General features: G+C 40.9%; 23 protein-coding genes and 1 pseudogene. 5 read left to right on the forward strand and 19 right to left on the reverse strand.

What is annotated here, in order from left to right; genetic code table 11:
- Positions 1 to 47 precede the first annotated feature (47 nt).
- Complete coding sequence (locus SYJ56_RS01855) at positions 48 to 1712, forward strand: ArnT family glycosyltransferase (protein WP_323831843.1); 1665 nt, start codon at positions 48 to 50, stop codon at positions 1710 to 1712.
- A 22-nt stretch (positions 1713 to 1734) separates the two neighbouring features.
- Here the strand turns inward: SYJ56_RS01855 and SYJ56_RS01860 are convergent, their stop codons facing one another.
- The 7 genes and pseudogenes from SYJ56_RS01860 to SYJ56_RS01890 form a co-directional block, all read right to left on the reverse strand.
- Complete coding sequence (locus SYJ56_RS01860; protein ID WP_323831845.1) at positions 1735 to 3240, reverse strand: ArnT family glycosyltransferase; 1506 nt, start codon at positions 3238 to 3240, stop codon at positions 1735 to 1737.
- A 72-nt stretch (positions 3241 to 3312) separates the two neighbouring features.
- Positions 3313 to 3618, reverse strand: a complete 306-nt coding sequence (hpf, locus tag SYJ56_RS01865; RefSeq protein ID WP_323831847.1) for a ribosome hibernation-promoting factor, HPF/YfiA family — start codon at positions 3616 to 3618, stop codon at positions 3313 to 3315.
- Positions 3619 to 3653: 35 nt separating this feature from the next.
- Positions 3654 to 4538, reverse strand: a complete 885-nt coding sequence (locus SYJ56_RS01870) for a tyrosine-type recombinase/integrase (protein ID WP_323831849.1) — start codon at positions 4536 to 4538, stop codon at positions 3654 to 3656.
- A gap of 247 nt (positions 4539 to 4785) precedes the next feature.
- Positions 4786 to 4968, reverse strand: a pseudogene (gene rpsU, locus SYJ56_RS01875) (30S ribosomal protein S21); the annotation flags it as partial.
- Positions 4969 to 5316: 348 nt separating this feature from the next.
- Complete coding sequence (gene atpC, locus SYJ56_RS01880; RefSeq protein WP_091692508.1) at positions 5317 to 5562, reverse strand: ATP synthase F1 subunit epsilon; 246 nt, start codon at positions 5560 to 5562, stop codon at positions 5317 to 5319.
- A gap of 129 nt (positions 5563 to 5691) precedes the next feature.
- Positions 5692 to 7194, reverse strand: coding sequence for a F0F1 ATP synthase subunit beta (gene atpD / locus SYJ56_RS01885; protein ID WP_323831851.1), 1503 nt, complete (start codon positions 7192 to 7194; stop codon positions 5692 to 5694).
- 150 nt (positions 7195 to 7344) lie between these two features.
- Positions 7345 to 7824 (reverse strand): C40 family peptidase, encoded by a 480-nt coding sequence (locus SYJ56_RS01890; protein WP_323831853.1) that lies wholly within the window; start codon positions 7822 to 7824, stop codon positions 7345 to 7347.
- A 107-nt stretch (positions 7825 to 7931) separates the two neighbouring features.
- Here SYJ56_RS01890 and SYJ56_RS01895 point away from each other — a divergent pair, with 107 nt between their 5' ends.
- The gene (locus SYJ56_RS01895) at positions 7932 to 8171 is read left to right on the forward strand and encodes a hypothetical protein (protein ID WP_323831855.1); all 240 of its coding nucleotides are present in this window, start codon (positions 7932 to 7934) and stop codon (positions 8169 to 8171) included.
- A gap of 155 nt (positions 8172 to 8326) precedes the next feature.
- The gene (locus SYJ56_RS01900; RefSeq protein WP_323831857.1) at positions 8327 to 9313 is read left to right on the forward strand and encodes a D-alanine--D-alanine ligase; all 987 of its coding nucleotides are present in this window, start codon (positions 8327 to 8329) and stop codon (positions 9311 to 9313) included.
- 160 nt (positions 9314 to 9473) lie between these two features.
- Here the strand turns inward: SYJ56_RS01900 and metK are convergent, their stop codons facing one another.
- The gene (gene metK / locus SYJ56_RS01905; RefSeq protein ID WP_323831859.1) at positions 9474 to 10727 is read right to left on the reverse strand and encodes a methionine adenosyltransferase; all 1254 of its coding nucleotides are present in this window, start codon (positions 10725 to 10727) and stop codon (positions 9474 to 9476) included.
- Between the two features lie 177 nt (positions 10728 to 10904).
- Here metK and SYJ56_RS01910 point away from each other — a divergent pair, with 177 nt between their 5' ends.
- Entirely contained in the window at positions 10905 to 11522 is a 618-nt protein-coding gene (locus tag SYJ56_RS01910) for a hypothetical protein (protein WP_323831861.1), read from the forward strand.
- A 48-nt stretch (positions 11523 to 11570) separates the two neighbouring features.
- On the opposite strand, the gene SYJ56_RS01915 is transcribed toward SYJ56_RS01910, so the two are convergent.
- From SYJ56_RS01915 to SYJ56_RS01955, 9 genes are all read right to left on the reverse strand, one after another.
- On the reverse strand, positions 11571 to 12149 hold the full coding sequence (locus SYJ56_RS01915; RefSeq protein WP_323831863.1) for a precorrin-2 dehydrogenase/sirohydrochlorin ferrochelatase family protein: 579 nt from the start codon (positions 12147 to 12149) through the stop codon (positions 11571 to 11573).
- Positions 12150 to 12322: 173 nt separating this feature from the next.
- The gene (gene cobA / locus SYJ56_RS01920) at positions 12323 to 13099 is read right to left on the reverse strand and encodes a uroporphyrinogen-III C-methyltransferase (protein WP_323831865.1); all 777 of its coding nucleotides are present in this window, start codon (positions 13097 to 13099) and stop codon (positions 12323 to 12325) included.
- Positions 13096 to 15195, reverse strand: coding sequence for a nitrite reductase (locus tag SYJ56_RS01925; protein WP_323831867.1), 2100 nt, complete (start codon positions 15193 to 15195; stop codon positions 13096 to 13098). Before SYJ56_RS01925 ends, cobA begins: the two co-directional genes overlap by 4 nt.
- A 112-nt stretch (positions 15196 to 15307) precedes the next feature.
- Positions 15308 to 16564 (reverse strand): sulfate adenylyltransferase subunit 1, encoded by a 1257-nt coding sequence (locus tag SYJ56_RS01930; RefSeq protein WP_323831869.1) that lies wholly within the window; start codon positions 16562 to 16564, stop codon positions 15308 to 15310.
- 120 nt (positions 16565 to 16684) lie between these two features.
- Positions 16685 to 17584 (reverse strand): sulfate adenylyltransferase subunit CysD, encoded by a 900-nt coding sequence (gene cysD, locus SYJ56_RS01935; protein WP_323831871.1) that lies wholly within the window; start codon positions 17582 to 17584, stop codon positions 16685 to 16687.
- A 100-nt stretch (positions 17585 to 17684) separates the two neighbouring features.
- Positions 17685 to 18389: a phosphoadenylyl-sulfate reductase gene (locus SYJ56_RS01940; RefSeq protein WP_323831873.1), complete on the reverse strand. Its 705-nt coding sequence runs from the start codon at positions 18387 to 18389 to the stop codon at positions 17685 to 17687.
- A complete protein-coding gene (locus SYJ56_RS01945; protein ID WP_323821980.1) occupies positions 18364 to 18636 on the reverse strand; it encodes a DUF2061 domain-containing protein in 273 nt (90 codons plus the stop codon). The genes SYJ56_RS01940 and SYJ56_RS01945 overlap by 26 nt, the downstream gene beginning before the upstream one ends.
- A gap of 75 nt (positions 18637 to 18711) precedes the next feature.
- The gene (locus tag SYJ56_RS01950; protein ID WP_091692533.1) at positions 18712 to 19128 is read right to left on the reverse strand and encodes an RrF2 family transcriptional regulator; all 417 of its coding nucleotides are present in this window, start codon (positions 19126 to 19128) and stop codon (positions 18712 to 18714) included.
- A 181-nt stretch (positions 19129 to 19309) separates the two neighbouring features.
- On the reverse strand, positions 19310 to 20005 hold the full coding sequence (locus SYJ56_RS01955; RefSeq protein WP_323831875.1) for a LytR/AlgR family response regulator transcription factor: 696 nt from the start codon (positions 20003 to 20005) through the stop codon (positions 19310 to 19312).
- A gap of 501 nt (positions 20006 to 20506) precedes the next feature.
- Here SYJ56_RS01955 and SYJ56_RS01960 point away from each other — a divergent pair.
- Positions 20507 to 20965 carry a hypothetical protein gene (locus SYJ56_RS01960; protein ID WP_323831877.1) on the forward strand — a complete coding sequence of 153 codons (459 nt, stop codon included), beginning with the start codon at positions 20507 to 20509 and terminating at the stop codon, positions 20963 to 20965.
- A gap of 411 nt (positions 20966 to 21376) precedes the next feature.
- Here the strand turns inward: SYJ56_RS01960 and SYJ56_RS01965 are convergent, their stop codons facing one another.
- The gene (locus SYJ56_RS01965) at positions 21377 to 21763 is read right to left on the reverse strand and encodes a hypothetical protein (RefSeq protein ID WP_323831879.1); all 387 of its coding nucleotides are present in this window, start codon (positions 21761 to 21763) and stop codon (positions 21377 to 21379) included.
- 12 nt (positions 21764 to 21775) lie between these two features.
- Complete coding sequence (locus tag SYJ56_RS01970) at positions 21776 to 23356, reverse strand: zinc-dependent metalloprotease (protein WP_323831881.1); 1581 nt, start codon at positions 23354 to 23356, stop codon at positions 21776 to 21778.
- Between the last annotated feature and the right edge of the window lie 254 nt (positions 23357 to 23610).

Below are 23610 nucleotides of genomic sequence, written 5' to 3' on the forward strand. Positions count from 1 at the left end.
AACGAAAATTTTGTGTGGTAAAAGTTCAATCAGGTTATCTTTGCAGCATGTCTTTAGCCACCTCCAAAAATTATCAAATCAGCCCATGGGTAGTCATGATTGCATTTGCAGTTTTGGTTGGTCCCTTTGCATTGAGTTTTCACATGCATTATCCAGATGAGATGTACTACACTGATGCTGCTGTCAAAATGCTCCAAAACGGTGACTATTTGACTACTTACCTAGGCAGTGGTGAGCTCAGATTCAAAAAACCTATTGGGACGTACTGGACAGTCCTAGCCGGATTTAAGCTATTTGGGGTGAATCCTTTTGCTTCCAGATTTTTCTTCTTGATCGCCGGGGCAATGACTATTGGATTTACCTACTGGACAGCAAAAGTTCTATTTGTAGACAGACGAATAGCCGGACTTTCTGCCTTGATAATGGCCTCAAATCCTGTCTTGATATTCAGTGCGACACGGTCCATTCCAGATGTATTACTTGTACTGACCATGACCGCAAGTGCAGTAGGATTTGCAGGGTTGATCCGCTTTGGCGACGCTTCCCCAAAGAAATATCTATGGATTCTTTACATTAGTTTGGCTCTGGCTTTTGAAGTAAAAGGGCTCCCCGCTGCCGCTTTGGGGGGAATTGGGTTGATTTATTTACTTTTTAACCCTTGGAAGAAAATCTCGTTCATGACGCTTTTCCATTTCCCTTCCATTCTAGTCAGCGTCTTTATTGCCTTGTTTTGGTTTTTGGCAATGTGGAAAATTCATGGTCCAACATACTTGGATAGCTTTTTGGAAGACCAAGTCGGGACACGAGTGGCTTCACGTTATTTGCTCATTATTCAAAATGGTTTTCTTGCGCTAGGTATTCTTATTTTGATCTTTCTCCCTTGGGTCCTTTTTGGCTTTGCAAAAGCTAAAAAGTCGATCACAACTGCCAGAAAAGAAGACCCTGCGTTTTTTTGGTTTGCTATCCTTTGGGGCTTGGCAATTCTAGGAATGGGTGCAATGACCAGCAAATTTTATGAGCGTTACTTGCTACCTGTCGCTTCTGTATTGGCAATTTTGCTAGCATGGATTCTAGTAAGAGCAGAATTTGAAAGCAAAAGAACTGGATTAAAAATCACCAGCTGGTTTTTTCTTATCCTGAGCTCAATCGTTTTTCTCTTTAGCCTTTGGCTGAATATCAACTTAGGCGCGTCTTTCCTTATTTGGATTCAACTGGGGTTAGCTCTTCTTATTTTACTTTACCTAGGAAGACTCACTGTGAAGGACATAAAACTTCCTAAAGCTATTGCCTATGGATTCTTGCTACTTTTCTTTTTGATCTCTACAGGGACATACCAGATTTCATTGCCGGATCAAGGTCAACAAGTCAAAGCCTTTGCAGCTAAAGAGAATATTGATCCGACAGTTAAAATAGGCTTCATCGGCAATCTGCATACCAGTAGCAAAATAAGAATTGGACTTGGCACGGACTTCCAGATGATCGACTTGTCACCTGATGAGTTTAAAAAAGAAATCATTAATTATGACCGACTGATCATAGAGGACAAGTACCTGGATTCTATTGACATATCAATTTTTCAAAAGCGGATAGTATCTCTAAACTGGGCTTCCCGTGCGATTCCAGATTTATTAAAAAATGCAGGGAATGCCAATTTCATACAGATATTAGAGGAAAAAGGGCAGAAATATTATTGGCTGGATAGACTAGAGTAGTAGGTATTTGCAAAAATATACCTTAATAGGTTTCAGACTGATAAGGGTTGAATTTTTGCAATTTCCTCCAAATCTGGATTTTGGCAATTCGATGTGGCTCATCTCTGAATGTAATCGGCCACTCTTCTTCATACATCAATTCCTGAAATTCGGCAAATTCACCCAGCGAACTGTGATTCCAGCTTACGAAAATCCCCACCTCATCTTTGCCTAAAAATTGCTCCAATCCTGGCCAAAGATCAAATTGATTTTTTCGTGCACCCATATTCAACATGTAGGTTTGAGGATGTTCTGGAAGGTAAAAGGACAGCTCTGAAGCCATATGATAAGTCTCCGAAAATACAAAAGCATCTTCCAGTCGCAAACTATCCTGAAGCATAACCAAGCGATCTGATAAGGGCTGATAACCTGACATTCTCCTGAAGGCTGACTTCTCTGCTTTTTTGATCGCTGTAATACTTTTCATATAAGTAAAATCAGGAAGTAGAAAAAACAATGGCAAACCGATACTTAGACCCACTCCCCAGTTTCGGGTCTTCTGCCAGATAAAACTTTGCTCGCCTAACCAGGCGGCCATCAGAATCGCCAAACTACTATAAGCAAATACAGGCCAATTCACTTCAATCGAAGTCAAAAGACTCAAAAATGCAAAACCAGCCCACGACAAAAACGCTGGTAAAATTAAATAGAGCTTTATCTTATCTGTAATCCTCATAGCACTTCTAAAAGCAGCTACAAAAACAGGAAGCAAAAATATGGAAATCATCACCAGCTGTCCTCCCAAATATTCAAAGAATCGGGCAACTGCTTGTCCGGCATCAAAAGCTTCCGACTTCCCCCCGCCTCCGCTCAGCGCAGCCAAGTGCTTAAATGTGTCGAAATCATTCTGCCAGTTCCAGATTAACGCAGGAATAAACCCGAGCAAACTGATCAAAATAAAAATCATATAATGTTTGCTATAAGCTTTCCAGATTCTAGTATAGAGCAGATAGGTAAGCAGGAATGGGAAAATCAATACCATTACCATTTTAGCCATTAAGCCAAATGCAGTAGCTAAACCGGCATAAATCCACCAAGACTTTTGCCCATCCTCAACTCCTCTGTACGCCAAGTAAATACTCAAAGCCCAAAAGAAAGTGAGCGAGGAATCCGTCATATGAAAGGTAGAAGCAAGCCACCACATAGGCATTGCTTGCAAAATCATTGCAGACCAAAATCCAACTTTAGGAGAATAAAGGTGTCTTCCAAAAAGAAACGTCACCCAAGATATTCCGACACCACATAAAATCGCATTTATCCGAACACCAAGTTCAGTATTACCCAATATGCCAGTGCTGATATAATTAAGAGCAGCTACCAGGGGTGGTTTAGAATAATAATGCCAGGCCATATTCTGAGACCAAAGCCAGTATTGTGCTTCTTCTGTGAAAAGATCAATCTCTGGACGAAGTGTAAAAACAACTTTGGCGATCACAAGCAAAAGTGATGTAATCCAGAAATAGATACTGTAGCTTAAAGAACTTTGCATTAATATGAAATTAGAACAAAAAAAGCATCTCCCATTACTGAGAGATGCCGCAAATTTAGCTATGCTAGGTTATTACTGCTTAGCCAACACAACTTTTTCTTTGTATTTTTTAATCTGGCGTCTTAGACCTTCGATAGCATCATCGGAGGCTGCTTCGAATGAATCAGCTTGATTCTTTGCGAAGAATTGCTTGCCAGGAACATTCATTTTAATTTCTACAATTTTATTGGCGTTGTTGTCATTTTTGTCAAGCCTCAAAAAAACTTCTCCGTCTATAATTTGATCATAGTAAGTATCCAGTTTGTCCGCTTTTCTCTGAATAAAGTCGATCAATTTGCGATCGGCGTCAAAATGGATGGAGTGCATCTGCAGTTTCATATTGATTTGCATTTAGTGGTGAACAAATTATTTATTTATGCTTTCGGATGTGCCTGTTCGAACACAGCCTTGAGTTTTTCCATGGAATTATGCGTGTACACCTGAGTGGCCGCGAGATTTGCATGACCTAGCAAGTCTTTTACAGCGTTCAGGTCAGCGCCTTTATTGAGAAGATGAGTAGCAAAAGTATGTCTCAGCACATGTGGGCTGCGCTTCGATGTCTGCGCAAAAAGATCTAGATAGTGCCTGACGATACGAAAAATCATCATAGGGTAACTTTGCTTTTGTTGATTGCTGACAATAAAATAGTCACTTTGACCTACTTTTGAAAACCTTTCTTCAAATACTTTTTTGTACAGCAAAATATTCTGTTTTAATCCTTTTGTAATAGGTATTATTCTTTCTTTTTTTCTCTTACCAAGCACCTTCACCGAATCCTCTATCAGATTAATATCTGACCATTTTAATCCAATTAGTTCTGAAAGTCTGACTCCAGTGAGGTAAAGAAACTCCATTACCATTTTGTCACGCTGCCCTTGGAATGTCAGTTCGTAGACGCTTTCATTTAGAACGGATTTTATGGCCTCTTCTTGTACAAATTCGGGAAGTTTCTTCGGGTTTTTAAGACCTTTTAACTTATACGTTGGATCCTTTGAAATGATCCTAGATCTCAGTAAAAACTTGTAATATGACCTCAGCGTAGCGATTTTACGATTGACTGAGGTAGTACTTAACCCACTATCTACCAGATCAATTACCCATGCGCGAAGCTCTGGATGTTGGGCTTCAGAAATTTCATTTATTTCAAAAGAAATAGCCACAAACTCTTGGAATTGCATCAGATCCCGACGATACGCATCTACCGTATGTGGGCTGGCTTTTTTCTCAAACTCTAAATAATTGACGAAAGAATCGATCATATGTCAGGTAACTCAGGAGATAAGTTAGGGGAAAAAATCTCAAATGATACGCATTGAAATCACAAAAGTCCATAAAAAAAAACGCACCTGCCTGACGACAAGTGCGTTTGGTATAGGAAGATCAAATTTGATTACTTCGCTGCTTCTTCTTGAAGATGCTGCTTGTAAGCTGCTTTGATTACTTGTGCTCTTCTTTTGATGGAAGGCTTAGTGAAAGCTTGTCTCGCACGAAGTTCACGGACTGCANTTCTTCTTGAAGATGCTGCTTGTAAGCTGCTTTGATTACTTGTGCTCTTCTTTTGATGGAAGGCTTAGTGAAAGCTTGTCTCGCACGAAGTTCACGGACTGCACCAGTCTTGTCAAACTTCTTTTTGAAACGCTTTAGCGCTTTCTCGATTGATTCGTTCTCTTTTACGTTAACTATGATCATATCTATACACCCCCTTTCGTGGCTGCAAAGGTATAGAATATAAATCTCGAAAACAAGCTACTGACAAACCCCTCGAAAAGAAGAAAAAGAATTGCAGCGCCGATACTCCTAGATGGGTATGACAATGAGCCCTAGCCTGAGACGGATCAGGGTCCAAATTGGGTTAAAGCACTCTCTTCAGAAGGATAAATCAACAAAAGGACGAATGGTTCCATGCTAAAGAATAGGGTATTGTTAGCGATCTCTTCTCTTAGCGCGAGGACGTCAACTAGCCATCGCAGGTAAATATCAAAAAAAGGTCTCCCATTTACACAGGAGACCTTTTTCATATAGTTAGATGGATTGCGCTTACGCGACTACTTTCTCAGCCAGCAATACAATTACATTATCTTTTACTTCCACTACGCCTCCATCGACGACCATGGATTGCTTTCCCTCCGGAGTGGTAAAGGAAACAGTTCCTTTTGCCAAAGCCGAAACGATAGGAGCGTGATTATTCAGCACCTGAAATGATCCATTGGCACCAGGAAAACTGGCCTCGGATACTTCACCCTGAAATACTTTTTTGTCCGGTGTGACGATTTCTAAATGCATGGAATTAAAATGAATCTTTAAAAGGCCACTTTCTTAAAAGCCAAAAGTAATGCCCTGATAAATTTATGAGATGTTATGGGTAGTTAGTTGCTTGTTTCTAGAACGTACAACTGGCAACACACAACTAACTTATTTGACTTCAGCCAACATTTTCTCACCCTTAGCAATTGCATCTTCGATGCTACCTACCAAGTTGAACGCTGCTTCAGGTAGGTGATCCAACTCACCGTCCATGATCATGTTGAAGCCTTTGATGGTGTCTTTGATATCTACCAATACACCTTTCAAGCCAGTAAACTGCTCCGCTACGTGGAATGGCTGAGAAAGGAAACGCTGTACACGTCTTGCTCTATGTACGACTTGCTTATCTTCTTCAGAAAGCTCTTCCATACCCAAGATCGCAATGATATCCTGCAATTCTTTGTAACGCTGAAGAATCTCTTTCACACGCTGTGCACATCCGTAGTGCTCCTCGCCCAAGATATCCGGAGAAAGGATACGAGATGTAGAATCCAATGGATCCACCGCTGGATAGATACCTAGCTCGGCGATTTTTCTTGACAATACAGTAGTAGCATCCAAGTGAGCGAAAGTCGTTGCCGGAGCCGGATCAGTCAAATCATCCGCTGGTACATAAACTGCCTGTACGGAAGTAATGGAACCGTTTTTCGTAGAAGTGATACGCTCCTGCATGGTACCCATTTCTGTTGCCAATGTTGGCTGGTAACCTACCGCAGATGGCATACGGCCAAGAAGTGCGGACACTTCAGAACCTGCCTGAGTAAACCGGAAGATATTGTCGATAAAGAAAAGAATATCCTTACCTGCTCCTTCACCGTCACCATCTCTATAATATTCTGCCAAAGTCAAACCAGTCAAAGCCACACGTGCACGTGCCCCTGGAGGCTCGTTCATCTGACCGAAAACAAAGGTTGCTTTAGAGTCTTCTAATTTTTTCAAATCAACTTTAGAAAGATCCCATCCACCTTCTTCTTCAAGGCTATGGACGAAGTCATCACCGTATGTCACGATACCTGACTCGATCATTTCTCTTAACAAGTCATTTCCTTCTCTTGTTCTTTCACCTACACCTGCAAATACAGATAGACCAGCATATGCTTTCGCAATGTTGTTGATCAATTCCTGGATCAATACAGTTTTGCCTACACCGGCACCACCGAACAATCCGATCTTACCGCCTTTTGCATAAGGCTCGATCAAGTCAATTACTTTGATTCCTGTGAAAAGTACTTCTGTAGCTGTAGAAAGATCTTCGAAGCGAGGAGCTGATCTGTGTATTGGAAGTCTCTTTCCAGCAGGAACAGGAGGTAAACCATCGATAGCTTCTCCTACCACGTTGAAAAGACGGCCTTTGATAGCCTCACCTGTGGGAACTGAAATAGGAAGACCAAGGTCTCTAACTTCCATGCCACGAACCATCCCTTCAGATGAGTCCATTGCGATAGTTCTCACTCGATCTTCACCCAAGTGCTGTTGAACTTCCATTACGACCACTTGGCCATTTTCTTTGGTAACTTCTACCGCGTCAAGGATATTAGGCAGCTTGCCGCCTTCAAAGGAAACGTCCACTACGGGCCCGATCACTTGAGTTATCTTTCCAATATTTGCCATTTGATAATTGAAATGTAAAAAGGATGTGCTTTTTGAATTCGACCGCAAAATTAACCAATAATGCCTAAACCCAAAGGATATTTGGGAAATAATGTGCAGCATCTCAATTAATTGTCAATCATTAGCCTTAAACAGCTTGTCTTTCTAGAATTAATCCAAAACTCTTCTTGCAAATAAAAATGCCTTGGACCAATAATTATTGCTCAAGTAATCTTCGGAAACACCTAGTGAAGTGGAAGAGTGGATAAAACGGACATCTCCACGTGAGGTCTCGGTGACAATTCCTGAGTGGGTGACTTGCTTCCTTCTTTTACCTGTAGAGAAAAACAATACATCCCCGGGCTTAATCTCATTTGTTCGAATACTCTTACCCATTTTACTTTGATCCGTTGACATCCGAGGCATATTGACTCCAACTGAATAAAACGAATGATAAACTAAAGCGGAGCAATCCATTCCTGAACGGGTAGTTCCGCCATACCTATAAGGTGTACCCGTATAGCTTCTAGCAGTCTGAACCACAGTATTAAAAGGCTCATTCGCTGCTTTCTTTTTGGATGCGCAGGATGCGGAGAGCATCAATCCTAAAACAAGAATAAAAGAGGTAAAACGGAATTGTTTGCGCAGCATAGTGGTTTTTGTACTTTCAAGTATAAGTCGAAGCATGACAGGAATCAATCTTTTTTTGACAAAAAAAGCGTTTCATTTTCTTAACTTAACGAGTACAAATGTAGATTATGAGCAAAGAAGAATTCGCTAACCTTCCTTTCCACAAAAAAATAACTACCCTCTATACAGAAGGCACCTTCGTAGTGGGTATTCGCTATTACAAGCACAAGGTGAATTTATATTTGTTGGAGAATGAATACGTGGAAGTTTTCTATAATCACAAGCAGGACAAAATCGATAAAATTGACTTTTTGCCACGCGATCATACCCGGATGAAATTCTATTTGGATCAGATTAAGTTGGCTTGAGTTTTCCCGCAGATGAGCGCAGAAAAGGACGCTGATTATCTCTGATTTTTATTCCACAAGCCTATGTTTCTGCCATCATCTTCGGTAGTTATCTGCGACAATCTGCGGGAAATAACATAAAATTCGAGTAATTCGTACCGTTAATTCTGATACCTATGAAGAGAAAAATTGCCTTGGTCACCGGCGGATATACCGGAGAGTCTGTAATCTCATTGAAAAGTGCTGCTGTTGTAGAAAAAACCATCGATAGGGCACTTTATGATGTGTATAAAATCCTGATCTATCCTGGAGATTGGCATTTTCTCAGTGCGGCAGGGGAAAAAATTCCGGTAGACTTGAATGACTTCAGTATTACGATTGGCGATGATAAAATCACTTTTGACGGAGTCTTTAATATTCTTCACGGCTCACCGGGGGAAGATGGCAAACTTGCTGGATACTTCGACATGATCGGTATTCCTTACACCACTTGTGATCAGCTTAGCTCCGCCATTACCATGAACAAAGGCTATACAAAAGCCATTGTAGACGATATTGAAGAACTGCATATTGCCAAATCACTTCAACTCTTTGAAAACTCAGCTTCAAATCTCAAGCGAGTGGAAGATGAACTGACCCTACCGCTTTTCATCAAACCCAACAATGGAGGCAGCTCTATAGGAATGAGTAAGGTGAAAACTTGGGAAGAATTGCCAGAGGCCCTGGAAAAAGCTTTTGCTGAAGATACACAAGTACTTGTCGAAGAATTCGTATCCGGGAGGGAATTTTCTATCGGATGTTATAAGGGAAGAGGAGAAATCACCGTTCTTCCCGCTACTGAGATCGTGAGCAGCAAAGAGTTTTTTGACTACGAAGCTAAATATGTGGCCGGAGTTACTGAGGAAATCACACCTGGCCGTCAATCTCAGGAAGAAATTGCGCGCGTCAACCGCATTATCCCTAAGATCTATGCGAAGCTAAACTGTAAAGGTGCAATCCGTATAGATTACTTTCTTCAAAATGAAACCGGGAAATTTTACTTTATAGAAGTAAACACAGTCCCAGGCCAAACCGAAACAAGCTTAATTTCCCAGCAAGTTCGGGCAGTGGGAATGGAAGTAAAGGACTTTTATACAGAGCTGATTGAGGAGATGTTTTCCTAAGTAGCTAGTATCTAGATTCAAGTATCAAGAAAGACCGCATTTAGGATCTTTAGTCCTGACTCAAGATAAAAAAATAGATGGCTACTTGTAATCTTGATTCTTACGTCTAGCATCTTGGTACAAAAAACAAAAGCTTCCGATTTTTCGGAAGCTTTTGTTTTTATAGTTCGAATGCTTTTTTGATTCTATCCACGTAGTCTAGTTTTTCCCATGTGAACAGCTCCACATCAAGTTTGATCTCATCTCTGTAAGGAGAATAGAAAGTCTTCGTGACAACTTCGTTAGTTCTTCCCATGTGCCCGTAAGCAGCAGTTTCCTCATATATAGGATTACGTAGCTTCAGGCGCTGCTCAATTGCATAAGGACGCATATCAAAGAGGTCTTCAATTTTCTTTGCGATGGCCCCATCGTGCATATCCACTTTGGCAGTACCGTAAGTGTTGATGTAAATACCCATTGGCTTAGCAACTCCAATTGCGTAAGAAACCTGTACCAAAACCTCATCCGCTAGGCCTGCAGCAACCATGTTCTTAGCAATATGACGTGTTGCATAGGCAGCAGAACGGTCAACTTTTGAAGGATCTTTCCCAGAGAATGCTCCTCCACCGTGGGCACCTTTACCACCGTAAGTATCTACAATGATTTTTCTTCCTGTCAAACCTGTATCTCCGTGAGGTCCACCAATGACAAACTTTCCAGTTGGGTTGATATGGTATTTAATGTCTGAAGTGAAAAGCTTCTGTATTTCTGGCTTCAGTTTCGCAATTACTCTTGGGATCAAGATCGACGTGATATCAGACTTGATTTTGGCAAGCATTTTTTCTTCCTCGTCAAAATCATCATGCTGCGTAGAAACTACAATTGCTTCAATTCGCTGTGGCACATTATCATCGCTATATTCGATAGTGACCTGAGCTTTAGAGTCAGGACGTATGTAAGTAATTTCCTTATTTTCCCTTCTCAATTCAGCCAATTCCCGAAGGATCATATGGGAAAGATCCAATGCCAATGGCATGTAATTCTCAGTCTCGTTAGTTGCATAGCCAAACATCATCCCCTGATCACCTGCACCTTGTTCTTCAGGATTTTCACGGACCACGCCTTGGTTGATCTCGGAAGATTGCTCATGAATAGCAGAAAGAACACCGCAAGAGTTTCCTTCGAACATGTATTCACTTTTTGTGTAGCCAATTCTATTGATTACATCACGGGCGATTTTCTGCACATCAAGGTAGATATCAGAATTCACTTCTCCCGCCAAAAACACCTGGCCAGTCGTTACAAGGGTCTCGCAAGCTACTTTGGAATTGGGATCAAAAGCTAAAAAATTGTCAATTAACGCGTCAGAGATTTGATCTGCGATTTTATCTGGATGCCCCTCAGATACGGACTCTGAGGTAAATAGATATGCCATAAATAGATGTTGGTAATGCGTATTTTAAAGGAATCCCAAAAATACGGTAACTGGCTGAAATAAAAAATTGAAAACTAGGGGAGTTTTAAAGGGGTGAATAATTTATAATTCCAACTAGAAAATCTTTAACTTATCAAAATGCGTTTATAATAATGGAATTTATAATCTACTCGCATGATGAGAAATCAACTTTATGTAATTTCAATTCTTCTAATGTTAGGTTGCTCGCAAGAATTGGAAAATCCTGAGCTTGTAGAGCCACTTCCGCTTCCAGTAGAGACAAAGTGTAATCCCAAAGACATTTGCTGCTATGATCTGAGTGACGAGATAGGGACCTTTGATCTGTTTAGTGAGTGGGAGTTTGCAGGATTTCAGAGCAGCACCAACGATAACGAAACATTAGATAATCTGACTTGCTTAGCAAGAACAGCAGTATTTGCGCTTGGAGGTGAAGATTACGACAATGTGTTTAAAGTAACGCTGCAGTTTTCTAAAGAGGACTCCAAATTGTCAGAATGCCAGAATTTGGATGCTTTCAACCTCAGGACATTTTCAAATAAAATCACAGGATGTTATTTCAGCAGTGATTCAGAAAACCTATCAATGGTTGCTCCTGAAAAAGGAATAGAATTTATACCAAATCATGCTTCTAGCACTTTCCCTGTATTACAATTTGAAGCTAACTTCTTAAAAGCAATCGAGTCGGTAGAATCCTACGAAATAAAAAGCAACAAACTCTATTTGACGTCAAAAGGTATAAGCGAAAAACTCCTTTTTATCGCTATTGAAGATTGACTTTAATACCAGAATTTATTTACTAGAAAATTCTTTAGGCAATCAACCTTAAACTTTCTTTTTTACCAGCCCCTCAGTAATCTCATTCATAGCCTTCACCTTGTATTCAAAATCACCTTTCAGGGTATCTCGATACGCATTCAGATTATCCAGCAAATCATCCAATTCCTCGGGAAGCACTTCTTCCAACAATTGACGAAGTCGCTTGGCAGCTGTAGGCGATTTGCCATTCGTGCTGATAGCGATCTTCAGGTTTCCCTTGGTGACTATTCCACCCAAATAGAAATCACATAAATCCGGTGTATCGGCTACATTCACCAAAAGAAAGCGCTCTTTCGCTTCATCTCTGATTTGTCTGTTTACAGCCTTATCATCAGTGGCAGCAATCACGATGTGTTTGCCACCAAGATACTTTTCATGATAAAGATCTTCAATAATAGTCACAGATTCTGTAGTCGATGCCAGATCCAAAAAGGACTGGGAGAATTCCCTTGAAACTGCCGTAACCTGAGCATTGGGGCTTGATTTCAACAAAAATTGCAATTTTTCTGTACCTACATTTCCTCCACCGATCAGAAGCACGTTAAGTTCATGAACTTTCAGAAATATGGGATAGAGATGATTCATTTTTTACAGTATCAAGATGTTAGATTCAAGACAATAGACTAAGTCAACTGCACTTTTTTACTTGGCGGCCGATAGGAATTTCAGAATTCAAATTAGGTTGAAAGGTACCAGGGCGAGGAAGGCTCTCCATCGAAAAAATGCTTATTTGCAGGTTCTTTTCTTCGGTCTTCCGTCTACTGTCTTCCAGCTCCTAAAGCCACTTCTCTGTACAACTCGGCCAACTTCATACTTTCACGTACTACTTCTCCGATGATGATAATTGCCGGAGCTTCCACTTGGGCATCTTCAGCCTTTTGTTCAATATCATAAATATAGCCTGCCACGATTTTCTCTTCACGGGTTGTTCCGCTCTGTATAATCGCTATCGGCAAATCAGCTTTTCCAAACTTACTATAAACACGCGAAATTTCAGCCAACTTTCGTGTCCCCATAAGCACAACAACAGTCGCTGTTGATTGCGCTGCCAAGGCCAAATCCTTAGAAAGTTCACCAGCTGAAGTAGTGCCGGTCACAACCCAGAAGCTTTCGGAAATTCCTCTCTTGGTCACTGGAATTCCCGCAGCTGCTGGAACAGCGATAGCCGAGGTAATCCCGGGAATTGACTCCGTAGCGACACCAAACGCTTCTATATATTCTATTTCCTCTGATCCACGTCCAAAAACAAATGGATCTCCACCTTTGAGTCGAACTACATGACCATACTTTTTGGCCAGACTAACGCAAAGCTGATTAGTTTCCTGTTGAGGCTGGGAATGCTTTCCTACTCGCTTGCCAACAAATATTCTTTGTGCTGTCTCCGGTGCATGATCTAGCAAACCAGGGTCGATTAGCGCGTCATACAAGACCACATCGGCTTTGTTCAACGCCAAAACGGCCTTGAGGGTGATCAACTCAGGATCACCCGGGCCGGCTCCGACCAGTGTTACTTTTGGCTGAATAATAGGTGTCATGCAGTCACCTCTTCCTCACGGTAACTTTTCAGCAAACCATAGATTTCCAAAGCCTGTGCAGCATATGCATTTGCAAACTCTTCTGTAGGCTCATTTTGATTGATTTGGTAGATCTTCTCTGCAAATGTTCCGCCCAAATCAATTTTGCCACTGGCGATGAAAGCTTCGTCAAACTGAGCTATAATGTTTGCATAAGAATTCGCACTTAGGCTTTCGCTGAGCAATATTGCTTTGGCAGCATTGATCAAGCCTGCATAGTGATGATAGATACTATCTGACCAGCGGCCTTCTTCCAGGCATTTTTGTGCTATGTCGATTTTCTCTTTTGCTTCCAAAAGCAAGGTAGCCACCAAGTCAAGAACTACACCGGCACATTCACCCACGCCAACTGCAATTTTATATTCCTCTGTATTTCCCCAATCCACATAATCGGCAGGAGTCACCGTAGAAGCATCACCTAATTCCTTCAATAACTCATAGAAATAGATTTGACCTTTTTCGTCATAATAACTCAAGAAATCCAGCCCATTTGCATTTGCTTCATAGTCATCCAGCAGCACTCTCAATGCTTGAGGACCCCTTTTACTTGGAATTTTAGTGACTTTATCTGCAAATCGTCCGCTTCCATCCCCCATATTACCACCACCAAGCAGAACTTGAAGTGCAGGAATCACAACTTTACCAGCCTTCATGGACATACCCTGAAAACCAATATGAGCCATATTATGCTGACCACAGGCGTTCATACAACCTGAGATCTTGATTACCAAATCCTGATTTTTCAGGTATTGTGGGTACTCAGCTAGAATAACTTTTTCCAATTCAGCTGCAATACCGGTAGAACTAGCAATCCCGAGATTACAAGTGTCTGTTCCCGGACAAGCAGTGATATCACCAAGTGTATTGTAGCCAGCCGCAGCAAGCCCTATTTCCTTCAGTTCTTTATAGAAGTAAGGAACCAAATCTTCGCGAACATCACGTATCAGGAAGTTTTGACGAAGTGTGAAGCGGACTTCTGCACTCGCATATTTCTCCACCAAGTCAGCCAATTTTCTAGCCTGATCAGTATAGAAATCACCTAGTGTAACTCTTACACCTACAGATACAAATCCATTTTGCTTTTGAGGAAAAATATTTGTGAGTTTGAAGTGTTCAAAATCTAACCCAAGCTCTTCCTCTACAATCGCAGCAGGAGCTTCAGGAAGCTTTTGCGCAGCGTCATAAGATTCAAAATCAATCGGATAAGATTTGAATGGAAGTGCTTTTTTCTCATTTTCTACCAATTCCAGGAATGCTTCCAATCCGATATCTTTGATCAAGAACTTCATTCTGGCTTTCATACGCTTGGCACGCTCGCCATGACGGTCAAAGATTCTGATCACTGCTTCGGCAAAAGGAATGATCTGATCTGCTTCAACAAACTCAGAAAACACATCCGCATGTCTAGGCTGGGATCCCAAGCCTCCACCAAGCAACACCTTAAATCCACGGACTTCGGTACCGTTGATCACTTTCACTTTTGGGATAAAACCCAAATCATGTAGATAGCTCAGCCCTGTATCTTCATCAGAAGACGAGAAGGAAATTTTAAACTTCCTTCCCATTTCCTGAGAGATCGGATTTCTCAAAAAGTATTTGAAAACAGCATCTGCATAAGGAGTTACATCAAATGGCTCATTGGCGTCGATGCCAGCAGTCTCAGAGGCCGTCACGTTTCTCACCGTATTACCACAAGCTTCTCGGATAGTAACATCATCCCGCTCTAATTCCGCCCATAACTCAGGGGTACGGTCCAAACTCACGTAGTGAATCTGTATATCTTGGCGAGTAGTTATATGTAATCTGCCCGTAGAGTATTCATCAGAAACCTTGCAGATTCTGCGAAGCTGATCAGAAGAAACACGGCCATATGGCAATTTGATACGGATCATCTGTACACCTGGCTGACGCTGGCCATAAATACCACGTGCCAGACGAAGGCTACGGAATTTTTCCTCATCTATATTACCACCGTTGAAAAGTGCAATTTTCTTTTCTAAATCGATGATATCTTGTTCTACTATAGGATTTTCTAGTTCGGTTCTAAAGCTCTGCATGGCTGTAATAGGTTTTAATGATAAGGGCTGGTATAGAGATGAGTTAAAGCAGGAAATCAAAAGAATTTCAATAGCCTATTGAATGTCGTAAATCGTCATTCGTAACTCGTAATTATTCTATAAATCCAACCGAAACTGTATCGTACTCCGCTTCATCAATAAGGATAAAGCTCCCATTTGATTTATTTGAATGATAGGAATCAAAATGGATAGGTTTACTCAAGCGGAAATGAACTCTTCCGATATCATTCAGCTTTAATTGCACTGCTTCCTCCGTGCCCGTAAAATCAGTATGAATTCTGGATTCGATCTGATCTACTTTTGCCATCACACGGTTTACACCATGCTGTAGTATGTATTTACCACCTACTCTCAACGGCTTATTATTTACTTGGCAAATGGTAGCGGTAAGCCGCTTTTCGCTTGTTGGCAATTCTCCGCTTTTTACCAGCATATCTCCCCGGCTCAGATCCACTTCTGTAGCTAAGGTGATTGCAATGGAACTGCCCGGAGCAGCTTCTTGAATCTCCTGATCGAAATAGTGGATACTTTTGATCGTAGAAGTATTAAGAGAAGGCAGAAGCGTCACTTCATCACCCACTTTCAGATTTCCTCCATAAAGCATTCCAGAGAAACCCCTGAAGTCATGCCAAGCTTCCGTTTTGGGACGAATGACGTATTGCACGGGGAATCTGGCTACTGAACTTACTTCCAAATCAGATGGCTCCAATACTTCCAAATGATCCAAAAGTGTATTTCCCACATACCAAGGCATCTCCTTTGACTGACGAGCGATATTTTCACCTTTCAAGGCTGAAACTGGAATAAAGGTGATCTGATCTTCTGTAAAATCTGACTTTGCCACCAAAGCATCAAAATCAGCTTTAATTTTTAGATATACTTCCTCATCATAATCCACCAAGTCCATCTTGTTGATCGCTACAACCACATGACTGATTCGAAGTAAATTGGCAATGAAGAAATGACGATAGGTCTGCTCGATCACACCCTTTCTCGCATCGATAAGAATAATAGCAACTTGCGAAGTTGAAGCTCCAGTCACCATATTTCGCGTGTACTCCACGTGACCGGGAGTATCGGCTACGATGAAATTTGTTTTAGCGGTATTGAAGTAAATATGAGCTACATCAATAGTGATTCCTTGCTCACGCTCAGCTACCAAGCCGTCAGTAGCCAAAGAGAAATCCAAGTAATCATATCCGCGTTGCTTGGAGCTACGCTCGATTGCTTCGATCTTATCTGTAGTCAGGGACTTGGTGTCGTATAACAATCGCCCAATCAGTGTGCTTTTACCATCATCGACAGAACCTGCAGTGGCGATTTTTATAAGTTTTCTATTTTCAGACATGTTGTTTCTTTTTAAAGGGTAATCTAGAGTTTGTGATTAATACTGCTTCTGGAGAAGCAGCATAACGACAGCCGTTTGCCGCAACTTCTTTGTACTTTGTACTTGATACCTTGTACTTTTCTAGAAGTATCCAACTTTCTTTCTCGTCTCCATTGCAGCTTCAGATCGTTTATCATCGATCCTGGCACCTCGCTCAGAAATTGTAGAATCTCTAATTTCACCTACTACATCATCCAAGGAAACTGCTTCTGAAAGCACAGCCGCGGTACAAGTCATATCGCCCACCGTTCTGAATCGCACCATTTTCACAAGTACTTCCTCATGCTCTTCTCTGAACACATGCTCATTGGCAGTCCAGATCATTCCATCCCGGAAGAACACCTCTCGCTCATGCGCAAAGTAGATGGAAGGAATCTCGATATTTTCAGTTTTTATATATTCCCATACATCCAGTTCTGTCCAGTTGGAAATAGGAAAACAGCGCACATTCTGTCCTACATGTATTTTTCCATTGAGCATGTCAAAAAGCTCCGGACGCTGGTTTTTCTCATCCCATTGGCCAAAGTCATCCCTTACCGAGAAAACTCTTTCCTTAGCTCTAGCCTTTTCCTCATCCCTTCTGGCTCCACCAATACAAGCATCAAACTTGAATTCCTCGATTGCATCCAACAAGGTGGTGGTCTGAAGTGTATTTCGGCTTGAATATCTTCCGCGCTCCTCACGAACCTTACCCTGATCAATTGAATCCTGCACATTGCGAACGATTAGTTCCAATCCAAGCTCTTCCACAAGCCTATCCCGGAATTCTATGGTCTCAGGAAAATTATGCCCTGTATCCACATGCAATAAGGGGAAAGGAATTCTCGCTGGATAAAAAGCTTTCTGAGCTAGCCTAACTAGCGTAATAGAGTCTTTCCCTCCAGAAAAAAGCAAAACCGGACGCTCAAATTGCGCCGCCACTTCACGAATGATGTGGATCGATTCTGCTTCTTTTGGATTAGGTATTAATAGGTCTGACATAATAATTTATGATTTATGAAGTACAGTTTACGAGCTGAAATTGCACTTCCATTTTTATTTCTTAACTAATTTTTGTGTTTTCGATTTATGGATTTGCATCTCATTTAGCATGCAGCCCACACTCCTTTTTCGAATCTTCCCACCACCAGCGGCCTGCACGGGCATCTTCCCCTTGCATAATCGCCCGTGTACAAGGCGCACAGCCAATGCTGATAAAACCTTTGTCATGAAGCGGGTTGTAGGGAATGTTCTTTTCGTTTATGTATGCAATCATCTGCTCGAAAGTCCAGTCCAGCAATGGGTTATATTTTATAATCTGATTAGCTTCATCCCATTCGATACGTTTCATGTCATTACGATTGGCAGACTGCTCGGAGCGAAGCCCAGTCACCCACACCTCATTTCCGGCTAAAGCTCTTCTTAAAGGCTCCACTTTCCGGACAAAACAGCAGGATTTTCTATTTTCCACTGATTCATAAAAACCATTGATGCCTATATCAGAAACCAACTTTTCTACAGAATCGGTAGTGGGATAATATACTTTAATGTTTTGCTTGTATTTGGCCTCGGTTCTTGAGAGCAAGTCTAAAGTCTCTGGAAAAAGCCTTCCTGTATCCAGAGAAAAGATCTGAACAGGGATATTCCCACCTGCGATGAGCTGGGTGATCACCTGATCTTCCTGACCCAAGGAGGTGGAAAAAGTGACTTTCCCGGGAAATAAATCCGCGATCAATGCCAATCCTTCTTGTGCGCTCAGTTGCTCCAACTGAGCTTCTAACTCATGCAAATTCTTTCTCTGTATCATCGGATTCTACTTTTGAGACGCTTTCCCAAGCTCGCTCATGGAAATAATACAAGATGATTTTAGAAAACACTTCAACCGAACCGATAGAGATCGCCATCACGAGCTGTCCTGTCACGAAATACGAGATAATGATCGTATCAATTGTACCGACGATTCTCCAGGAGATCGACTTTAGCAAGCTCTTCGCATTGCTATCTTTTCCCGGTTTACCGGCAAACAGCTTTTTGAGTGGTTGGTCTAAAATCATACTAGGTTATTACGAGCATAAAGTACAAAAGTATATAAACCCTATAAAATATATAGGGTTAATGACAAAAAAATTTTACTCTTCTTTCAAAATATCTTCTAAAGTCTTGTTTTCCAGTATTTTAAGGGTTTCGTCTCTAACTTGAATCATTACCCTATTTATCCCACAAACTGCCTCATTCTTGCATTCATCGCAGGGTTCATAATAATTCAAACTTACACAAGGAAGTAAAGCAATCGGTCCATCCAATAAACGGATAACGCGGGAGAGCGGAATATCTTTAGGTTCTTTGATCAGGTAATAACCCCCGCCTTTACCTTTTTTACTTCCCAGCATTCCAGCCTTTTTGAGTTCCAATAAGATGTTCTCCAAAAATTTATGGGAAATCCCATGCTCTTCAGCGATCTCTTGGATCAGAACTGTCTTCTCATCTTTATGCCTGCCTAAATAGGTTAAGGCATGTAGAGCATATTTGGTCTTTTTGGAAAGCATGATCAAAAATAGAAGAAAATTCTGATTAGCCTAGTTCGGGAGTGGGGAATGGATCTGGAAGTTTCAAACAATTCTTTCCAAAAACCTTGATTATTTTATGATAGAACATTGGGCTACTTTAAGTTGGACTTTTTTCACACTACATCCTTATCCATTTTGCTATAGTGTGGAAAGTCTAAATTCAGGATGGCATCAATAATTTATAAAGCTCCTTTTTATAGGATCTTCCGATGGGAATCGAGTGAGTGTCCAAGATGATTTGATTTCCTTGAATCGTTCTAATCCGGTCCAGTGCCACGAGATAGGACTTATGTACCCGAACGAGTTTTTTGGCGCCCAGTAGATTTTCGGCGTTCTTGAGAGATCCCTTAACTATGATTTGATCTTCGGTGGTATAGACGATCGAGTAGTCTTTCAATCCTTTAATATGGGTAATCGAATCTAAATCTACCATCAGCTGTTTGGTGCCACTTTTCAAAAAAACCTGCCGTTCCTGTCCCTCGTCCGAAACCTTATCCAGCGAACTTAAGATTAGCTCCGGTTTATGTATATCCTCATATCGTTCCAAGCTTAGTTTAAGACCAGCTGTTAGAGCCAAGTACCAAAGGGTTGTAAAGAAATTGTAGGGAAATGCACTCCAAAAATCCCTGCTACGGATGTCTCCGATCACAAAACCATACAGATAGATGTCGTAGAGATTTTGCAGGCTGACATAGATTCCCAGGGAAAGCAAAAGGACCATGGCGTATTTGAGAAATTGTCTTGTCTTGAAAAATCTTGGAACCAACACATTCAGATGAAAATACACCAGCGAGATGAGCAAGCCCATCCTGACTACCACGCAGGCTATGAAATGCTCCGGCAAGTTAAACTTCATGATCAGGTACCTTCTGTCGTAGATGAAAATCAAGGTGATGACTGTCCAAAATAACAGATGTAGAACCCTGTGCGGGAAGCTCGGCTTCAAGAATGTGGTGCGCGATATCAACATAAGCGGGTATTGCAACTCAATTACGGATAATTCAAAGATCCGATCTTCTGAAATAGACCAACTTCCAATAATATAGACCAACAGATTTAGACTTTGAAAGTCCGAAAATCTAATAAACCGACTGTTGATCTACTTTCTCAATCTTGGGTTTCCCATTTTTTTAGCATTGCCGTAAAGCTACTGGAAGACCAGCCCAAAGATCCTTTTCAACCGGCTTTGTATCAGAGGATCTTGAAGCCTTTCTTACAAGTTAAAAAAATAACAGTTACACTTTCTCATTTTAAACCATTTGCAAGATGAAATCGAGCATGACGCAAACGACACACTCCGTGATGATTCTCAGCCATGCGAGATTCCATGTGGCAATTAAAAAACCATTATAAACACATGAAAACAACGAAATTGAAATTCGCTTTTACCGGGCTGCTGCTGATGCTCCTTCTCGGTTTGACGACCATGGCCTTTTCACCAAAACTCGGTCTTGACAGCTATGAGATCTATTTGAATGACAAGCTCATCATGAAGCAGTTTGTCAATCAGCCGCTGAATCTTCGTACACTCCAGTTGGACAAGGCCTCACCCCAGGATCTGCTTTGGATCAAGTACAGCCACTGTACCACCAAGAACGGATCGGGCAGCGACAGGACAATCGTCTTAAAGGATGACAAAGGGCATGAGCTCAAGGAATGGCAATTTGCCAACAACGGTGCCGAAAACAAGCCGATGAAAGTCTCTGTGGAAGAACTGCTTCGATTGGAGAAAGAACACGCCGATCATCAGATCAGTATGTATTACAAATCGAAGGAATTACCCGGCGCGGAGTTGCTTGCTTATCTCCAGCGATAGACGAAAAATAAAAAACCTCCAAAGGCATCAAATCCTTTGGAGGTTAAAATCTAGTTTAAACCCGAAATATGCATTAGCAATTCTATTACGGCCATTAATTGCTTCAAAATCAACCATTACATTGCTGTTTTCGACTTCACCATAGCCGTGCTATGCCTCAGTCTCCAAACAGCCTGATTTTCTTGCAATTAATGTCTTCACAACGAAACCTAACGCATAATCCGGGTTAAAACTTAAACACTTAAGAGATTCTTAAAAATCTCAAAGGTATCAAATTACATCATTGAGACACTTCTCTTCACAAAGGCCGTCAGGTCTTTACCTGAAAGCAAGCCTTTAAATTGGTGTTTTACCGGTACACCTACTCAAGGTAATTACAAAACAAATTAGAAGACCTCCCAATTTCAATCACTACTGTACTCTCTTGAACTTCTCTGCGCATCCTTCGTCACAGTTCGCTGGATCTGGAGTAAGTACCAATCTATTTTCTTCATAAGAAACACCATAAACTAGTTGAAATTGAACATCCGTGCAATTAAAATCAATGGTCAAACTGTCAGCTGTTTCAACATATGTTCCGTTGCAGGAAAATCTATTTGAAAGGAGAATATTATCCTCTTCAAAAGTATAGGTATAACCATTTTCTATGGACATCCAATTACCAGCTCCTCCATCGCTTCCATAGGTTTCAATCAGTTGCCATGTGCCTTGGACTGAATCAACTCCTTGTGGTGCCCCAACATCGCTACATCCAGCAAAAGGAAGTAAGAGAGCCAAAACTATAATTATATATTTCATAAGTTTGGATTTTTAGTCTATGATAATATGGTGCGTTTCCTCTTCATCACTCTTAAGCATGATTTTTAATACATACCTGCCTTTTTTCACTTTCGATATATCTACGATCGATTTTCTATTTACAAGTCCTTCTAAGATAAGATATCCACTAAGATCATATATTCTATAAACATGAGAGGTTTTCCCCTCAATACTTCTAAACGATAGACTGTCAGCTTGGTTGATTTTTTCAATTGTCAAAGTTTCAGAAGCCGGATTAGGATAAAAATTGAATGAAGTTCCACCTGAATAACATGGATTAACATAATATCCGAAGTACTCTAAAGAAGTTCCACAGGGATTTATTGATTTAACCCCTATTGTGTATCCAGGTATCGAACAGTTGTTTTTAGGGATTGGAAGAACACCATAGTGAGTGTTCTGACCTGTTACCACTTGCCCATTCAAATACCAAATATAACTCGAAGCGTCAAGCACAGGCTTCACATACGCTTTTACCCTACCTAACCAAGGATCGACAACCACACTTATAAATCCAGTAGGTTTATGGGTGCCTATCCAAATTTCCTCTCTGATAGTTTCAAGCGGCAATGTAGCCTCTACAAATGCTTCTCCGTTAGTCGTGGAATTTACAGGTCTTACAGTTATGCTAGTATTTGATGAGGATAGAACTTGAAGATTGGAAGAAACTTGCCATGAAACGGTATTCCCTCCATTTTGCAAAGAATATGTCACGCCGTTGGTACTATAGCAAATAGTTGTTTCTCCAATAAGCTCCGGAATTATACATCCATTACTGCTTAGAACAGGCTGAAGTACCGATGAGTTCTCAATAGCATTTCGCATTCTGACAATCTGACCCTCCGTGAAATTAGTACGGCAATTCCCTCCGTATGACATATAATTCGTAGCATCAGGATTAAATCCTCCTCCACCAGTATATTGACAATTACCGTCAACCTGACCTAGTACGCATGGATCCGCAGGAGTGTCGCATACAAAGTCCCCGCAAGTTGTACAGTTTGAGCCATTTATATTTTCCGCACAACCGCCTGTATCGTTACAGCCTCTTCCATGATGAGTGTGCCATAAGTTTAAGCAATGTCCTAATTCATGAGGAGACGTGCTGGTGAGAGCTCTATTATTAACTACAACTAAATTCCTGCTTAAAATCTCTTCCACACGACCAGCGTAAGGAGCGGAATTGACAAGGTAATAATTGATTGCGTTTGGGTCATTATTAATGGCAATTAATCCATTAAATCCGTTTGATCCCAAGTTAAAGTAAGTCGAATTATTTATGAAATCGACACCAAGATTATTAATATAGATTCTATGAGGATTAAATACTTCATTCAAATTCTGAACGACATTGTTTATGTTTGCAGGGTTAAACCCTCCGGTACCATTCGACTCTCTTACAATGTGAAAGCGAACATTAATACAGAGACCTTCTGGTGTAGTTCGTGCATTTGGTAATTCATTACTGTCTTCAAAATGTTGAGGAACAGAGTTTACGGGCGTTCCGCAGATTTCTTGACCAAATGCAGAAAATACAAGGGAAAGCAACAAAGGAATAAGAAGAAATTTCATTGCAGAAGAGAAATAAGTAAAAAACAGTTTTTAATTTAAAAGTGAATTTTTAGCTATAAAACTAAATTTACCCCCCTAAATCGTAAAGTCAAATTTTAGTTATAAAATTTCAGGCAAGAAATTATAACTAATTGATTTTTATCAACCTGAGTTCGATTAATAAAATGTAGAATTATTGGGAGGTGAATATAGATAGAACCAGTGTACTTGAGTATATTTAAGTATCTGAAATTCAAACATATACAAGCAGATCA

Origin of the sequence: Algoriphagus aurantiacus, assembly GCF_035156405.1 — a bacterium.
In the GTDB taxonomy this organism is placed as follows: Bacteria; Bacteroidota; Bacteroidia; order Cytophagales; family Cyclobacteriaceae; genus Algoriphagus; species Algoriphagus aurantiacus.